We start from the raw sequence: 18,010 nt of genomic DNA, 5'->3' as shown, positions 1-18,010 counted from the left end.
TTTTTAGGCCCTTTGGCACTTGGTCTGTAATTTGTCTATAGCTTATCAACATCAACAAATTTAAACAGACACAAACGAACAGATGAAAAAAGTAATTATAACATTCGCAATTGCAGCAGTATCCTTATTAAGCACCAAATCATTTGCACAGACTGCAAATCTAAACATCACTTTATCTGATGTATTATCATTCAGTGTAACTCAACCTGCATCATTGGATGTGAATTTCGATACAGAAGCAAAATATACCAATGGTATCACAGCTTTAGCTACCGACCATGTGAGTGTAACCAGTTCAAAGGGATATGTGGTTAAAGCGGTTGCAGGAACAGTTTCAGGATCAGCGGCTTTAGCTCCGGGATCAATAAAGATCACTTCTTCAATCGGTGCTACAAACAATGGTAACACTACAGGTATCACTTACGGTTCTTCAGTTACACTTCCTGCTTCAGGTACAAGTCCTGCAACAGTGATTACAGCAACCAACAGCTCATGGAGTGGATCAAACCCTACCAATAAATTCAATATTTCCTATCTGATTGGAGCAGGTGGCACATATGCAGGTAAAGCAACAGGTTTAAATGTGATTCCTGTAACTTATACAGTAACACAGCCGTAGGATATAACAGCAGTTTTATCGTTATATTGAGGCCTTTTTTATATACTAGTTATGAAAAGAAATATTTTCTATATCCTTTGTTTTGCCATGCTTGGTTTTAGTCAGAATCTTCTGGCACAGGCAGGCATGACGGTTAGTCCAGGTAAATTATATTTCAAACTTGCCCCGGGTGGAGCCGGCACACAAAAAATAGTTGTAAGTAATCCAAATAACAAGGACCTGGAGATTGGAGTTTCTCTGAATGACTGGGATTACGACTCATTGGGTAATAACAAGACCTATGATGCAGGAACTCTTAAAACCTCTGCTACAGAATGGATCAGGGTAATGCCCGGATCATATTTTACTCTCAGACCAGGGGAAAAGCGTGAACTGGATGTGGTATTTAGTGTTCCTGCGAGTGCAAATACCGAAATTCCGGTACATACCGCTATGATGTTTTTAACCCAGCTTAATCCGGGCGATGGTAGGGCAGCAGATGGTACTTCGATTAAAGTAAGTGTCAGAATGGGAATAAAGATCTATCATTCATTTTCCCAATCTGATGTAAGAGATATTGAGGTGTTGAATTTTACTGATGTTCTACCTGATAAAGATGCTAAGACTTCGAGTGGATATCTTGAGTTAAAGCTGAATAATACCGGTAAGCAATGGCTTGAAGGTAAAGTAAAGTGGGAGATTTTGAATACCCAGACCGGAGAAAAAAAGAAACTGGATGATCAGGAGATATTTTCTTTACCCGGTGATCAGCGCTTGGTCAGGCAAAGCCTGCCTATGAACCTGGCCAAAGGCAAATATACAGCAACCGCTATCATCAATTATGGGGATAAGGATGAGTTGAAGCTTGTGGAACTCGAATTCCAGAGATAATTAAATAATCAAATGAAAAATATATTCGGAGTTAACTTTAAGATTGGCAAACTGCAACTGGCGATACTAATTGCAGGTTTTTTGTTCTTAGCCACTAAGGGTAATGCACAAACAATAAACGGTGTGTTGGGTACTCCTGTTACATTTAATACAAAAGCTGAGATCTCAACGACTAAAACCAGCAACAGTTATCTTACTTTACAATATAATTTGAATTCGAACAGTCAATCGGGTTGGACAGTGCGTATTCAGGCAAACAGTGATTTTAGTAATGGAACTGCAACTATTGCCGCCTCATTTGTTTCATTGACCTATGCCTCATCTGTTGGTGGCCCTAGCGGAACAAGTAGTCGAGGATATCAGAGCTTAAGTACATCTACGGCGAAGTCTATGGTTAATACAAATGGGAATATAACCGGAGGGAATCGTTCATTTCAACAAAGATTTAATATGAGAGTTGCGGGTGGGAATCACCTGAATGTAGGTTCAGGCACCTATAATACAACATTAACGGTAACTATATTTGATAAAAATGGTAACGTGATGGCAACTAATAGTAATATTACAGTTTCATTTGTAGTCAGTTACAGCAGTACCTGCCAGGGAGCAACATTGAATACGTATTCAAGCGCTCAGGGTACATTTAATACCTATGCAGAGCAGATGGCGGGAATGACAGTAACAGATGCACTGAGTGTTCAGTATTCTCCAAATGGGGCTACCTGTGATGAATGGAGTTTAAATGTTAGGGCTGCAGGTAATTTCACAAACGGAAGTCAATCGGTTGCACCTCAGTTTTTTTCATTACGTTTCAACAGGGTTAGTACAGGTACACCTACGGCCACACAAATCGGGGTAAATAATACTCCGGTTGTTTTAAACAATACTGATGTTGTTCTGATAAATGGTTCGAATGCTCCTTTTGGAGCTAATGTATTTACTGAGCATAAATTCGACATGCTGATTCAGGGAGGAAATCATTTGATGGTTCCCAATGGAACCTATACCGGAACCTTAATTCTTTCATTGTACAATTCAAATAATGTACTGGTTTCTACGAGTACAGTAGCTGTATCATTCCAGGTAAACTCTGTCTCAAACAGTTTCACACTCGAACTTCAGAACTCAGCAAATGAGATTGATATTGTGTTTAATACACTAGAGAGTTATATGAATGGTGTGTCAGTAAATAAATCCAGAGGTATGAGAGTAGTTGGTTATCAGCCTTATCAGGTAATTATTAAAACCAGCGGATTGAACCTTATTGGGCCAGATAGTAATACGATTCCTGTAGCTGCAGTGAATGTTCAGACTACTAAATACACTTCAAGTTCGGGTGGCATATCTACTTTTACCCGGGCACTTTCAACGGTTGATCAGGTAATCATTACAAATCCAATGGTTGATTATACGCATCAAGTAGTGGAATATGATCTGAGGTATTATACTGCTGCAAATGACAGTAGACTGGCAGGTAAAACCGGCACCTTTAATACAACTGTTTTATTTGTAATTATTCCTCAATAGAGTTCTTTAATTAGAACCCTAGTAGATTTTTCAGAATCTTTAAAGTGAAAAAGAGGATATCAGATTTTTTGCGCAATCCACTTTGCCTGAATAGCCTGCTCTCTGGTTTTATAATTAAGCTGGAGGTATTATCTGTTTATCTGATTTTTACTATGTTTTTATCATTTTCCATTTTTAATTCTGTAGAATTAAATGCGCAAGAGAATGATTCATTAATCGTTTTAGTACCTTCTAAGCCAATTATTACTGCTTCCAATGAAGAACTCGTCGATCTTACTTTAAAACTGGTAAATAAAAGATCTGTACCACTTGTGGGTACAATAAGTATCAATCCTGAGAAAAGTATTAACCTGATCAGCAAAAATAAAATAACAGTTTCAATCAAGCCTGGGGATAGTTTATTTATCCCTGTCAAAGTATTTATCACCAAAAAAACTGTTTCCGGTCAGAGGCATGTAATCAGGTTTGTACTTTCTGATGAAAGTAATAATCTGATTATGGCGACAGAAACAATTGTGCAGGTTTCTGTAAAAAGAAACGTGAATATGTTTTCACTGGTTTCAAGTATCCTGATAGACGCCTCAACTGATTCCATCAGAATACCAGTCAGAATTTCCAACCCGGGGAATACTGCCCAGCGAATAACTTTAATTAATCGCTTCCCGGCTGTATTTCAGAATCAGGCATTTCATGCCACTCAGGAGTTTACAATTCAGCCATCTTCAGATACACTCCTAACCATAACCAAGCCGGTTACGAGAAAAATGTTTCAGTCTGAAGGATTTGATGTAACCTTTACCGGACTTTATTCCAACGGCGATGTCTTTGGAATGGCTTACGTCAGAGTCCAAAGCGGCAGGAGTGACCGTGCTTATCATGACCCTAATTTAAATGATTCGTATAATGCCAATAGCATTTCGCTCAGTTCGCAGGGGATGTTCTCAAGTAATGAATCCTACCTGCTCAACGGACAGGGTAACCTTGAACTTAAATCTGGAAATTTAGGTTATAGTCTCGATTATACAGATTGGAAGAACGCTTACTCACCCCCTATGATGAGGAATACCTGGCTTAGTTATGAAGCTGGCAATATGGGGATAACTGCGGGGAACATTAATAAGAATATGGATATAAACCTCAGTGGGAGAGGTGCGAATCTATTTTTGAATGATACTACAAATAATGATTCTTATGATGTAGGTTTTTTAGATGGTAATTCTAATCTGATTGGAAAGGACTCTTATAATTTTTTGCCTTCGGGTAGTGCAGGATGGGCGGGATATACCCACCGGAATGAAAATTCTGAATTCTCAACCAATGTGATTTATGAAATAAGCCCTCTGCAGAACTCAAAAAGTGCAATATTGAGTAATAGCTATACCCTGTCTAAATTTAAAGGCTTACGCATTGTAGCTAATCTGAGTGGAGGACATACACAACAGCGGGATAGTATCAGTTTGGTAAGGCCAAGTTTTGCCTCCGGACTGAATATCAGCGGGACAATTAAAAAAATAGTAATCAACAGCTCAAATTATTTTAGTTCCGGATATTATCCGGGAATGAGGAGAGGTGCTTTGTCATTTAATGAACGGATTACTTTTATGAGAGAAAGATCTAACATCTGGGCAGGATTTGATTATAATTATTATTCACCTAAAACTTTCTCAACTTTCAGGTTGTTCATGCCTAAGTTTAGTACTCTGAGGGCTGAAATAGGAATGTCGGGTACGATCTTTAAAAAAATGATAGCTTCTGTTTCGCCACTTTATTTTCAGGAATCAAATAATGCATTCCGATTACCTGGTTCAACTAAGGAAGTTCACACATTGAGCTACTGGAATATTAACTCATCATTTAATTATCCAATATCAAATAATCAGTACCTGTCATTAAATGCAGAAAGTGGCTATTTCAGTACTTCATTTAATGAACAGCTTCGTTTTCATTTTCGTTCCAATCTCAACTATAAGAGAGGAATCTTTAACCTTAGTTCTACCTTGCAGTTTGGAACATTCTATATCGGTGAAGCAGTAAATAATTTTCTCAGGATTCAGGATTCACCAAGGATTTTCAGCATTATTCCAACAGTCCGAAAGAATTTTTACCGGGATAAGCTGAGAATTGAAGCAGGATTAGCATTAATGAATAATTCATCTTATGGTAGCAGCAGTTTTCTAACCGGCAGGGCAGAGTACGACATTTTACCTAAATCCAGCATTTATACTTCGATAAATCATAACCGGTTCAGTAATTATCAATTCAGTCTATTGGAGGTAGGTATTACTCAAAAATTATCCTTACCTAAAGCCGGTGCTGTAAATAGTGATTTGGAGGTAGTTGTGTACAAGGATATGAACCAGAATAATATTTTTGATCAGGGAGATACAAAGGCAGAAGGCCATCTCCTTTATATTAACGATGTCGCTTTCATTACGGATGCTTCAGGATCAGTGGTTTATAAGAAGCTACCTCATGAGAGCTATCGTATCAGCCTGTCAAATACCAAAGGCTGGTATGCACCTGATCAGTACATCAACCTCGACAAAAAGAAACACAGACTTGAAATCCCACTGAAAAGAACAGGAACTATTAAAGGAAATTTAGTTTATAGTTTCGATCAGTTCAGTTATGAGATCAATCGGAATTTACAGGGTATAACTGTAGTTGCAACGGATGAAAATAACCTAAGGTATGTTACCAAGACCAATCTTGAAGGCCAGCTCATCTTTTATCTACCGATAGGCAAATACACCCTCTCTGTGGATAGTACTAATCTGCCTCCGGAAGTAGAAGTTGAGAAGAATATCCCTCAGGTAATTCTTGATTCTGAAAGTCCGGCAAATCTTACTATTAAGCTGATTATCAAGCCAAGAAAAATTGAGACTAAGAAATTTGTCTCGCCAAATAAATTGCCTAATAGGTAAAAATATTTCTTCGTTAATTGTAACCTTTTCATATATTTATCGTAAAAGAATATATGAAAGTCTTATTGAGCTTTATTCTTTTCATTTTTATTGCCGCTGAAATTAAGGCTCAGGTGGCTAGTTCCTCCTTGTATATCAAGCTTTCAGATATTCAGTCTGTACAAATTATTGAACTTCCTTTGCATTCAAGTGCTGTATTTTCTGAAAAAAAATCAGGTAAAGGGGATATATCTATACTAAATCCTTCAAGCTCCCAGATCCGGAAATTTGAATCCCAAACCGAAAATACTGAACTTGAGTTCCAACAGAACAATAAAGGTAGCCAGATGGAAATTCCTGCATCGATTTTTGCTGGTTCAGGGACTAATATGCAAACGGCAAACCTTAGTCAACGTTCCAACAGAAGCGTTCCTCTTGTACTTTACCAGATAGATCCACGTTAGCAGATTCTCAATCTTAAATATTTCTATTTTTTTTCTACCTTATCCTTAAATTATACCAGGATAAGATGCATTCGATTTTCTTCAGATACAAATTACTGTATGCCCTGTTTTTGGGTTTGCTATATTCCAGTGATTGTTTTTCAACGATTATTGACCCTAAATTTCAGGTAATTGCATTCTATACGGGAAAAAATGATCAGGCTCATATCAGTTATGTGTCGGAGGCCCTGAAGTGGTTCCCTAAAATAGCAGAAAAGAATAATTTTGGGTTTACTGCCACAAATGACTGGAATAACTTGAATGCTGAATTTCTTGCAGGGTACCAGGTCGTACTTTTTTTGGATACCCGGCCTGAGAAACCGGAGCAAAGGGAAGCTTTTCGAAAATACATGGAGGCAGGTGGTGCCTGGATGGGATTTCATTTTTCAGCATTTGCCTTAAGTCCTTCGACCTATCCTCAAAACTGGGATTGGTACCATGAAGATTTTTTGGGATCTGGTCAATACAGAAGTAATACCTGGAGGCCTACATCCGCCACATTGCGGTTCGAGGATACTAAACACCCAATAGCTAAAAGATTGCCCGGAAAATTTCTGTCCGCTCCAAATGAATGGTACAGATGGAAAAATGATCTGAAGGCGAATCCCAATATAAAAATCCTGTTATCCATAGACTCGAAGAGTTTTCCGCTCGGGACCGGCCCGAAACCTCATGAAATCTGGCATGAGGGTTATTATCCTGTGGTATGGACCAATACCAGGTACAGAATGTTATACCTTAATATGGGGCATAATGATATTGATTATGAGCATAAAATTGATAAGACTAATCGAACACTTTCATTTACTTTCGATAATGTATCGCAGAATAAGATGATTACAAATGCCCTTCTTTGGCTAGGGAGTAAATAGTACAGTAATTTGCACCCATATATTCCTTATAATTTTGAAATTTTTTTTAACCATTTCATTTCTTTTATTTTTGCTTCCGGCATTTTCTCAGGAGCTATTCCGGATTGAAAACGGGATTAAATATGATAATACCCGGGTACAGCCATTTATGCAGTCGCTCAACTCAAAGAATGATTTTGTACTGGCCTTTCGCAGCTATTTTCCGGGAGAGACAGCATCAGAATCCAGGTATTTTGTTTTAACCGGAAGAGGCGAGGAACTTAAGGCATATTTATATTCAGTCAATGTACTAAATGACCTTAATCTATCAAGTCATTCACTCGATCAGATAAGGAAAATTTTTCAGCAAAATGATTTATTTAGAATCAGGGATGAAAAGGACATTCCAAATTTTTGTGCTAAAAAGTATGATATCTATGAATCGTATACCTATGAATTCACAATCCTGTCGAAGGGGCAGATGAAGGTTTTATCCTATTATAGTCCTGAATATTATATCGAAGCTTGTTACGGAATTTCGGAAAGACAAAATATAATTAATTCAGTGGCAATAATTAATCTGCTTGCCGAGGAATATTAATCAGGAGGCATTCAGCTGCTGGATCTTTTTCCGTTCTCCAACGATCCACACAATATCACCCCACTCAAAGACCATTTGAGAATTTGGGTTCAAAATTCTTTCGTGATTTCGCTCAATACCAATGATCAGCCCATTTGTTCTTTCACGGATACCCGAATTGCGAACTGTATGTCCTTTTAGCTTATTGTGTTCATCAACAACAATCTTTTGAACAACAATATCCTCAACATTATATTCAACGGTGTCAATGGCTTCAGTGGAATCAAAAATAGGTTTGAACTGTTGCATTTGCTCATCACTTGCAATTATTCCGACATGGTCGAAAGGAAGTAGCTTATTAAAGCGGGAAGGGGCATAAATCAATTTGTCGCCACGTTTGATATAAGCAATATTGACTCCATATTTTTCCCGCCATGCCAGTTCTTCCAGATTTTTCCCTATAAAATCAGCATTCTGATCGACCTGCAGATCAACCATATGGGCCTCCCATGGAACAAGCTCAGACTCCGGTTTAAAATGTTTTCTAAGGATTTTTTCAGAATATGCATTTTCTTCTTCAGCAATTTCCCTTGCATTAAAATTCGACAGAAAACGGCCTTCGAGCCTTTGATAAAAGTGCTGTAATCGCTGCGAGAAAAGTATTAAAACGACTACAATCAGTGGCATCGCGATAAGAATTGCAACCATTGCAGAGAAGAGTTTGTTTACCCAAAATCCCATGATGAATAATCCGATAGTTACCCTGGCAATTTCCAGAACCAATAATGGCCCACGACTGTATTCTTTATCGAGCCACAGTTCCTTATAACCCAATTTGCCTGGTCTTTTTGCAATGAGTGCCCAAATAAATGGTGCAGCAGCACCAAAGGAGATCAGAAGACCTATCGAAGAGCTTAATATCCCATTCTCAATATTTTTATCCAGAAAAGGCTGAAGGAAATTTATAGAAAACAGCATCATAGCCAGAAGAATAATACCATTGCTTACCGCAATATTGAGGTAGGAGCTGAATACTTTTTTCCAGTTACTTTCAGCCTGTATGTTTTGAGTACTGCTGGCATAATTATTCAGGTTTATGATCCATTTTTCAGGAAGAATTTTCAGGATACCATCATAAACTTTTGGTGAGAACCTGATCATGTAAGGGGTGGTAAAGGTGGTTATTGCAGATGTACCTACAGCAACAGGGAAAAGGAAATTACTGGTTACACCAAGTGATAGCCCCAGTGAAGCAACAATAAAAGCAAATTCTCCGATCTGAGCCATACTCATTCCAACCTGTACTGATTGCTTAAGTGGTTGGCCGGATAATAAAGCTCCTGCTGCAGTGCTCAGGAATTTTCCAAAGAGTACAAGTAGGGTAATCCATAGTACTGGCCAGCGGTATTCCATGATGGTAAGGGGATCGATGAGCATCCCGACGGATACGAAGAAAATAGCTCCAAAGAGGTCTTTAACGGGCTTTATAAGATGCTCTACTTTTTCGGCTTTGGTAGTTTCGGCGAGGATAGATCCCATAATGAAGGCTCCGAGCTCGGCTGAGAATCCAACCTGGGTAGCAATGACAACCATTCCCAGACAGAGTCCAATGGCCAGAATAAGCAATGTTTCTTCATCAAGCAGGTTCTTTGCTTTTTTTAACAGACTTGGCAAGAGGAATATTCCTGCAATGAACCAAAGCAGCAGGAAGAACAGCAGTTTCCCGACTGTAAACAACATTTCAGTACCTTCAAACTGTTTAGTGACAGCAACTGTAGAAAGTAAAACCATTAATAGTATCACCACAATATCTTCAACAACCAGCACCCCGAATACAACCCTGGCATATTGCTTCGTTTTTACGCCCAGTTCGTCAAAAGCTTTAATAATAATAGTTGTTGAGGAACTGGCGAGCATCCCTCCAAGAAAGAGACTGTCCATGACCGACCAGCCCATCCATCGACCGGCAAAGTACCCTGTTGTGCAAATAAAAATAATTTCGACAAAGGCTGTGATAGATGCCGAGCCACCAACACGCATCAGTTTCTTAAAACTAAACTCAAGTCCGAGGCTGAACAAAAGAAATATGACCCCAATTTCCGCTAAGGTCTTGACGTTAGTGGTATCGACTACAGTGGGAGTGATCGAAAGATGGGGCCCAACTAAAAAGCCGGCAATAATATATCCTAAAACAAGCGGTTGCTTTATCCTTCTGAATAATAAAGTAGTGAGTGCAGCAACTATTAATATTAGTGCAAGATCTTCAATAAGTTTTGGCAAATGACCCATATAATTCTTTGCTTTTTTTTGAGTTCCTTGTAAAATATAATAAAAAATTCAAAAAAAGGAAGCTGCCAGCGCCTTTTGGGTTAGTAAAATGTCAGCATTTCCATCATGCTATGGTGATTGGCTCTAAGCAGGTTTATTCGCGGAGAGAGCAGTATTGATTGAATCATTTATCTTTGTATTTCAATAATCTTTCGTAAGATTGAAATAGTTTTGCTTTTTCTCACACAAAAAGAATGAAGAAATGATAGATGGAATAAATTTTATAACCGATGAAAGCGGAAATAATAAGGCTATCATTCTGGATCTGGTTCGCTTCAAAAAGGATGGGGTAAAAGATAAAGCAGTTTTGGAAGCCCTTGTAAATTTACAGCAACTCATTGATAATGCTGCAATCGAAAAGAAATCAGCAAATACATGGGATCAGGCAAAGGAAAAGTTAAAGAACTTTAATCCCTGAATTCTTCTATTAATACATTAAAATTCCCGTAAATTCAGGTTTACAGATTTTCAAAATTAGATTTATTGACGATGGTATTAATTTCCTAATTTAGCCGGGTCTTTTAGATAACCTATGAGTAGTACAACATTCGATTTTGAAAAGCCTATTGTTGATTTGCAATTGCAGATTGAAAAGGTTAAACAAGTAGCTGAGAAAACCAAGGTAGACATGTCAGTTACACTGGCTGAGTTGGAACTAAAGATTGATGCAGCCAGACATCAGATCTACTCGAATCTTAGCGGATGGCAAAATGTGCAGATATCGCGGCATCCGGAAAGGCCTTACACCTTGTCTTATATTGAGATGATCTGTGATGATTTTATCGAGATGCATGGTGACCGGACGGTAAAGGATGACAAGGCCATTGTTGGAGGATTTGCGAGTATTGGTGGCCAAACAGTAATGATCATTGGTCATCAGAAAGGTGTGAACACCAAAATGCGTCAATACCGTAATTTTGGAATGGCTAATCCTGAAGGTTATCGTAAGGCTCTCCGACTAATGAAACTAGCTGAAAAGTTCAATAAACCGGTAATCACGTTTATTGACACTCCTGGGGCTTATCCGGGACTAGAGGCAGAAGAACGTGGGCAGGGTGAAGCAATTGCCCGGAACCTGCTTGAAATGTCGGTATTGAGGGTGCCTATCTTATGCTTTATAGTAGGTGAAGGAGCTTCTGGTGGTGCATTAGGTATTGGTATTGGCGACCGCGTTTACATGCTCGAGCATACCTGGTACTCGGTAATCTCACCTGAATCATGTTCATCTATATTATGGAGAAGCTGGGATTTTAAAGAGAAAGCCGCCGACTGTCTGAAACTGACAGCAGACGATATGCTTAAGAATAAACTGATTGATGGAATCATCAAAGAGCCCCTGGGAGGCGCCCATCATAATCCTGAAGAAATGGCTAAGACCATTCAGGATAAGATCACTAAAGACCTTAATGTGTTACTTAAGCGGGATATCGACGAAGTAATCAATGAACGAATCGAAAAATTCTGCGCAATGGGCGTAGTAATTGAGTCCTGATTAAAAAAAGTATTCTAAATTATTTCTTCCATTCAAAAGTTGAGGGACTTAGCCCTCTCTGATATTTTCCGAAACCAAACATGGTTGGATTGTACTCACCAACCAGTTGAGCATTATTTTGTGCAGAAATTTGCTGTTCAATACCTGTTGCCCAATAGCAAGCATTAACAAGTAATCTGCGCAGGTCTTCACTGATCAGATCCACTGAAGACCCCATAGTGGTTGTAAAAATCTTCGCTTTTTTACCACTTGCTGAACTGTAGTTCCTTATCCATGCTACCGGCATGACCGACTTTTCATAGCTCAAAGGGGATGTAGAGGTCATTCCCATTGTGGTTTGTCCGAATATTAAAACCTGAGCATCATTTGGCAGGCCCAGAATACCATATACATCAGTTGGGGTCCAGATGTCTTTTACTCCCCGCAAAATTGGATGATCTTTCACAAGTCCATTGATCAATGCCCGGGTACCTTCCTTGGCATGTACGCCATGATGATTGATCCATGTTTCACCAAGCACCTGCTTGCCATATCCACCTTCCCAGCCTTTAATCTTGCTGTTATAGCTGTATTTAGCATACAAATTTTGTTTGTTGCGCGAATAGCTGAATGCATGTGTTGAGGTGCGCAAGGCTACAATTGGTTTTCCGGAATTGGTATAATCTATAATATGTTTCATTTGCTCATCAGGTAATTCCCTGAAGCGTAATAGCATAACCATCAGGTCGGCTGTCTTTAAGTGTTCAAGTCCGGGGATATTTGTTTGATTATCTGGATCAATATTATTAGTCTTTGGGTCTACAGCAAATAAAACAGTGCACTTAAAGCCATGGCGTTCTGCCAAAATTTTTGCCATCATGGGTAAACCCTCTTCCGAGCGGTATTCTTCATCCCCACTCACAAATACAATATGTTTACCTTTTCCGGGTCCTTCATTTCCCTGATACACAACCCATTTTGGATTGCTCTGAGCAAATGAAAGGCTTGTATATAGTAATGTGATCAGAATGACTAGTAGCCGCCTGTTATTTTGATTGTTCATTTTTATAGCTTCTGAATAGGTTTATTTCTCTAATGGATGTTGATTTAGCAATTCTTCAGGTGAGTAAAAGCCTGTTTTATCTTTTACTGATGCTCGTGTCATTTTTACTTTTTCAGGAGAAATTGCCGAAGCCTTGTTCCCAAATGAATTTCGCACATAAGTCAATACTGCTGCAACTTCTTCATCGTTCAGCATTCCTGCAAAAGGTGTCATTGGTACTTGTCCGGGATATTTTTTATCAAGTACTTCTATTGGGCCATAAAGCCCCTTCAACACGAGTTTAATCAATCTTTCTTCATTTCCCGTTACCCATTTTGTTCCTGCAAGCGGTGGGAATCCTGAGCTGCCTAGCCCTTTTCCGTCACTCTGGTGACAGGTATTGCAAAAGCCATCACGTGCATAAATTGCTTTTCCTTTGACGAAAAGCTCGCGTTCAGCTCCTTTAAGATCGGTTAAAATGGGCTCTTCCTTTTTAACTGCGCGTTCATATCCATTGAGGTGAGCAATGGCTGTTTCATAGGCCGGAACCATCCATTCGTCAAGCGGTTTTTTACCTGCTTCCATTACGATGGGCAGGCCTTTGTCTTTTCCAAGCCAGGAAGCTGTGACAATTGCTTCAAGCCTTACACGTCCATGCACATCAGCAGCTGCCTTCATCAGCAAGCTTGTCTGATCAGCAACCTGATGCCCCGTATATCTTAAAACGCGTACAGCAGCCGCACGTGCCCGGTAGTCCTTTGCCTGGAGTAGCTGGCGAAGGAGTTTCTGATCCACCTTATTTAGTCCCCAGCTTACCCATAATGCTTCCAGCAAATGATGCTCATATTGAGGGTCTTTTTTATCAAGTCTGGCAGTCCAGCTTGTGATCTGTGCAAGCACCTGATTAACCGGACGTCCACGAAGCTCCCTGCGGGTACGGTAGCGGGTACGATATTCAGGTAACTTAAGATTGTTAAGCAGTTGTTCAATGCCTGCGCCATCTATCTTAGCCGGTTTTACTAATGGTCTGGAAGGATAGGTGATGCGATAAATACGACCATGGGAATGGTCGCGCAATGGATCACGTACATTATGCTGCATATGCCCAATCAGAACGTTATGCCAGTCAACAATATAGAGGGAGCCATCCGGTGCAAATTCCATATCAACGGGACGAAAATTTCTGTCTTCTGAAACCAGCAGATCCTGACGGTGTTTTGTGGCATAGCCGGTACCTTTTTCCTGCATGATATGCTCTTTAGTACCAAGGAATCCAATGGTGTTGTTGATAAGCATATCCCCCTGAACCTCATCCGGAAAATGACGGCTTGAAATAAATTCAAGCCCCGAAGTAGGGCGAACACGGTGTTTATCCTCAATCAGGTTGGTCGATTTGTGCGTGGCTACTCCATATCTCGGTTTGATAGAACCGGGCATCATCCAAAGTACATCCGGTCCGGAAGTTTCAGCAAAGAAGTTCTGTCCCCAATCATCAAAGGCAATTCCCCAGGGATTCGGTATGGAGAGTTGAGCAGTGCGCTCAAGGTGATGTCTCACAGGATTATATCTGTAAAAACCGCCATTTGTGGCGCGAACCGGGCCATAAGCTGTTTCTACATTCGTATGTAAGAATACTCCTTCTCCCATGTAAATTGCACCCGAAGGATCTGTGGTATAGGCATGATGTGCATGGTGCGTATCGTGATCATCAAAACCACTCAAAAGAATTTCTTTCGAATCAGCTTTACTATCGCCATTGGTGTCTTTGTAAAGTACCAGATTAGTGCCCTGAGAAACATAGACACCTTCAGGCGCTATTTCGAAGCCTACTGGTAAATGAATGCCATCTAAAAAAGTTGTTTGCTTGTCGGCTTTGCCATCGCCATTGGTATCTTCGAGAATGATGATTTTATCATTCGGCTTTTTATCTCCCGGTTGCCAGTGAGGGTAAGTCGGCATAGTTGCAACCCATAGTCTACCTTTATTGTCAAAGGATAATTGAACCGGATTCTCTACGTCTTTAAATTCTACTTCAGAAGCAAATAAATCTATTTTGTATCCCGGAGGTAATTTAAATTTGGCCAGGGCTTCTTCTCCATAAAGGTATTTAAGACTGCCGTTTTTATCAGGATTGTAGTTCGTTTCAATTTTTGGAAGGGCTATTGTATTCTTGTCAGCAGCATCCAGATCCATCTTTTCTCCTTTTAAAGCCATCCAGATAGCCTGATCCCTGATAACCGTCATCTCCCTGATCTTTTTAAGCTCAGTAGGATAATTATCCTGTCCAAAGGGGTTATATCTGCGCCCAAAAACATGCACCCCATTGGGGATTTTAATATCGTTATGCCACATCCAGTTTTTCTCCTGAACAGCAGCATGAACCAATTTGCGATTGCTTTCAACCGCAGGTTTTACTTTTGTTTTACCGAAAAGCCCATCCGCTAAGAACGGTGCAAATTTAGCATAGGCCGCTTCTGTAAACTGTGATCCATCGATGGTCATTGGTTTTTCATTGGCCAAATACCACTGCTTAATGGTTGTGAAGACATCTAAATAGTGAACTTTATATTTCGCTGCAACTTCTTTCATGGCCAGCGAGTAGAGTTCCAGGTTTTTATTTTCAGTTTTGCCATTTGGAAGATCTAACTGACCCGACAGGTCTTCAAAAGCAATGGGTGAAACAAGGGCTAGTTGTGGAGATGACTTACCGTTATACTTTTGTTTTAAGGTATGAATTACGAAGGCTTCAAGCTCAGCTTTATAGTTTTCAAGGCCCATTGGGCCTTGAAAAGACTCATTATATCCAAAAAATGCAATGATAATATCGGCCTTATGGTTTGTGATCCAGGTATCCGGACTATCATAAAAGCCTTCGCTGTTTGAGTTTTTTGCAAGTTCGGTCTGAAATTTTTCAGCACCCGGGAATGCCCAGGGTAATGCACGACCCGAATGAGCCCTGAAACCGGGTGTATCTCCACCATCGCACATGTTCCTGATATACAGCATACTATCGGGATACCGAAGCTGCATCTCTGTCTCAAAATAACCGTAGTTCATCATCCTTGAACCAAGATTATTTCCAATTAAAATGATGTGATCTCCTTTTTTAATTTTTAAGGCAGTTGAATCTGATTGTGTAAACTTAAACGCAGTTAATGCAATTAGCACCAGGGTTAGGGTGTAGAGCAGTACTTTCAAATTCTTTTTCTGAGGTATTATCATGTTCTTGGTGCTTATTTTATTGTAAGGGGTTTACCAGAAAATCATTTACAATTTTAAATTTATTTTTTTGCCTGTTTTAACTGCTAAATAGATCGCATCAATAATTTTCAGGTCTTTTAGAGCTTCTTCGCCATCTACAGGTACCTGGGCGGGTTCATTTGTCAAAATGATACCAGCCATTTTTTCCATTTGTACAGTCTGGTGAGTAACATGCGGATGATTTAATTCTCCTTTGTTAGTGCGGCCCCTGATGGGTCCATAACCTGTTGAGGGTTGTAATTCGGCAAATCCTTTTTCAGCAGCTAAGAAAAAGCGATCCAGATTACTCATATTGTAACTAGACAAACAGGATGCTACTGCTCCGCCAGGAAAGCCGAATTGAAATTGAATGCTTTCGTCAACGCCTTCTTTAAATTTTTCGGGGTTAGTCTTGGTTTCCTGTGCAGTTACCCAAACAGGCTCTTCGCCTACCATATAACGTGCCCCATTTATTGCATAGATGCCAATGTCCATTAATGAGCCCCCTCCGGCCAATTGCTTATTCAAGCGCCATTGAGTAGGGTCGCCAATTTTGAAGCCGCATAATCCCTGAAAAAACATAATTTTCCCCAATTCCCCTTCTTTCCGCATCCGGATTATTTCCAGGGTTTTTGGCTCAAAATGCATTCGGTATCCTACGAGTAACTTGACATTCGCTTTCCTGCAGGCCTCTATCATTTCCTGCCCTTCTTTGGCATTCAAAGCCATTGGTTTTTCGCAAATAACATGTTTGCCAGCTTTGGCTACACGTATTACCTGATCGTGATGCAGGGCATTCGGAGTAATTACGTACACTGCATCAATGTCGGGATTATCTTTAATGAGATCGAAATTCTCGTAATTGTAACAGTTTTTCTCTGGAATATTATACTTGCTCTGCCAGTTCTTTATTTTAGAAGGCGTACCACTGATTAGCCCGACTAATTTAGCCATTTTACAGGCTTGCATAGCCTCAGCTACCCGGGTTCCGTAACTACCCAGGCCCATGATTGCAACCCGAAGAACGGGGCCTTCATAAGGCTTACTGTAAAAGTCCTCAATGCTCGCAAAACCGTGTTGGGGTATAGATAAAGCGAGTATTGAAGCACTTAATGTTTGCAAAAAATTACGTCTTGAATCCATAACTTGAGGTTTAAAATATAGGTTACAACTCCGGTACTATTTAATTAAACAAGATCTTAAAAATTTTAACCCTTTAATTGCTATATCTTCCTGTGAAGGTTCAAATTGCCTCCAAATGGAGGCGGCCTTAGCAATCATTTCAATATCCGGAATAAAGGATTCTATTACTACTTCACCGTCATACTTCACCTGATTCAAGGCGGAACTAATTTTGTCCCAATTGATTTGATCGCCACCCGGTGTTCCACGGTCTGAGCCACACGCGTGGAAATGCCCCAATTTACTTCCTGCATTTAAAATCGCCTGATAGGGATCTTTTTCTTCAATATTCATGTGATAAGTGTCCAGTTGAAGCATCAAAGCTTTGCTGTTCACCTGGTTAACCATTTTCAAACCTTGTTCACAGGTATTAATAAAATCGGTTTCATATCTGTTCAGCGGCTCAATCGCCATTTTTACACCTAATTTTTCAGCGTAGTCTGCCAGCATTTTTAAATGAGTGGCAACAGTTTCCCATTGTTTTGCATAATCTTCCTTACTCACTAATTCGGCACGTCCTACAGCAGAGTAAAGGGGTCCGATCAGTATGCCGCAACCTAAGACAGGCATCATGTTGAGAATGCTTTTTATGTAGGTAATGGCTGTCTGCTGATCTTCGGATGATCCTCTTAAATCACGACCCGGACCCATGGCGGCACAGATAGAGCCACATTTCAAACCACTCTCATCTAATGCCTTCCTGATCATAAGCGGATCTATATGAGAGGGATCCTCAATTGCAATTTCCACAGAGTCAAATCCCCATGCTTTGAATTTAGGGAACAAATTAACACTCTCATTTGTGAACGGAGATGTGAACAGAAAGGTATTAATGCCAAATTTCATTTTATGTATTATTAACGGATTGATATTCAATGAATAAAAGATTAATTT

General features: G+C 39.8%; 14 protein-coding genes. 9 read left to right on the top strand and 5 right to left on the bottom strand.

All coding sequences use genetic code 11. The features are described from left to right. The first annotated feature begins 82 nt into the window (after positions 1–82). The 7 genes from Q8M41_RS16980 (at position 83) to Q8M41_RS16950 (ending at position 7,874) form a co-directional block, all read left to right on the top strand. Positions 83–619: a hypothetical protein gene (locus tag Q8M41_RS16980; protein ID WP_305366495.1), complete on the top strand. Its 537-nt coding sequence runs from the start codon at positions 83–85 to the stop codon at positions 617–619. 51 nt (positions 620–670) lie between these two features. After that, a complete protein-coding gene (locus Q8M41_RS16975) occupies positions 671–1,489 on the top strand; it encodes a hypothetical protein (protein WP_305366494.1) in 819 nt (272 codons plus the stop codon). A gap of 12 nt (positions 1,490–1,501) precedes the next feature. Then, positions 1,502–3,016: a hypothetical protein gene (locus Q8M41_RS16970; RefSeq protein WP_305366493.1), complete on the top strand. Its 1,515-nt coding sequence runs from the start codon at positions 1,502–1,504 to the stop codon at positions 3,014–3,016. Positions 3,017–3,060: 44 nt separating this feature from the next. Then, entirely contained in the window at positions 3,061–5,940 is a 2,880-nt protein-coding gene (locus Q8M41_RS16965) for a hypothetical protein (protein WP_305366492.1), read from the top strand. A 53-nt stretch (positions 5,941–5,993) separates the two neighbouring features. Further along, positions 5,994–6,383 carry a hypothetical protein gene (locus tag Q8M41_RS16960; protein WP_305366491.1) on the top strand — a complete coding sequence of 130 codons (390 nt, stop codon included), beginning with the start codon at positions 5,994–5,996 and terminating at the stop codon, positions 6,381–6,383. A 65-nt stretch (positions 6,384–6,448) separates the two neighbouring features. Next, positions 6,449–7,294 (top strand): ThuA domain-containing protein, encoded by an 846-nt coding sequence (locus tag Q8M41_RS16955; protein WP_305366490.1) that lies wholly within the window; start codon positions 6,449–6,451, stop codon positions 7,292–7,294. 34 nt (positions 7,295–7,328) lie between these two features. Continuing rightward, positions 7,329–7,874: a hypothetical protein gene (locus tag Q8M41_RS16950; RefSeq protein WP_305366489.1), complete on the top strand. Its 546-nt coding sequence runs from the start codon at positions 7,329–7,331 to the stop codon at positions 7,872–7,874. On the opposite strand, the gene Q8M41_RS16945 is transcribed toward Q8M41_RS16950, so the two are convergent. After that, positions 7,875–10,142 (bottom strand): cation:proton antiporter, encoded by a 2,268-nt coding sequence (locus Q8M41_RS16945; protein ID WP_305366488.1) that lies wholly within the window; start codon positions 10,140–10,142, stop codon positions 7,875–7,877. 241 nt (positions 10,143–10,383) lie between these two features. On the opposite strand from Q8M41_RS16945, the gene Q8M41_RS16940 reads away from it, so the two are divergent. Both Q8M41_RS16940 and Q8M41_RS16935 read left to right on the top strand, forming a co-directional pair. Beyond that, on the top strand, positions 10,384–10,599 hold the full coding sequence (locus tag Q8M41_RS16940) for a hypothetical protein (protein WP_305366487.1): 216 nt from the start codon (positions 10,384–10,386) through the stop codon (positions 10,597–10,599). A gap of 114 nt (positions 10,600–10,713) precedes the next feature. Continuing rightward, entirely contained in the window at positions 10,714–11,673 is a 960-nt protein-coding gene (locus Q8M41_RS16935; RefSeq protein WP_305366486.1) for an acetyl-CoA carboxylase carboxyltransferase subunit alpha, read from the top strand. A 19-nt stretch (positions 11,674–11,692) separates the two neighbouring features. Here Q8M41_RS16935 and Q8M41_RS16930 read toward each other — a convergent pair whose 3' ends face one another. Genes Q8M41_RS16930 through Q8M41_RS16915 form a run of 4 tightly spaced genes read right to left on the bottom strand, consistent with a single transcriptional unit; the run spans position 11,693 to position 17,962 of the window. Further along, positions 11,693–12,715, bottom strand: a complete 1,023-nt coding sequence (locus Q8M41_RS16930; RefSeq protein ID WP_305366485.1) for a ThuA domain-containing protein — start codon at positions 12,713–12,715, stop codon at positions 11,693–11,695. A gap of 21 nt (positions 12,716–12,736) precedes the next feature. Next, on the bottom strand, positions 12,737–15,916 hold the full coding sequence (locus Q8M41_RS16925) for a PVC-type heme-binding CxxCH protein (RefSeq protein WP_305366484.1): 3,180 nt from the start codon (positions 15,914–15,916) through the stop codon (positions 12,737–12,739). A 45-nt stretch (positions 15,917–15,961) separates the two neighbouring features. Beyond that, positions 15,962–17,077 carry a Gfo/Idh/MocA family protein gene (locus tag Q8M41_RS16920; RefSeq protein WP_305366483.1) on the bottom strand — a complete coding sequence of 372 codons (1,116 nt, stop codon included), beginning with the start codon at positions 17,075–17,077 and terminating at the stop codon, positions 15,962–15,964. A gap of 36 nt (positions 17,078–17,113) precedes the next feature. Continuing rightward, positions 17,114–17,962: a sugar phosphate isomerase/epimerase gene (locus tag Q8M41_RS16915; RefSeq protein WP_305366482.1), complete on the bottom strand. Its 849-nt coding sequence runs from the start codon at positions 17,960–17,962 to the stop codon at positions 17,114–17,116. Positions 17,963–18,010 lie beyond the last annotated feature (48 nt).

The sequence above is a fragment of the Daejeonella sp. genome (genome assembly GCF_030684675.1).
Taxonomy (GTDB): Bacteria; Bacteroidota; Bacteroidia; order Sphingobacteriales; family Sphingobacteriaceae; genus Daejeonella.
This window is presented reverse-complemented; position numbering and strand designations above follow the sequence as displayed.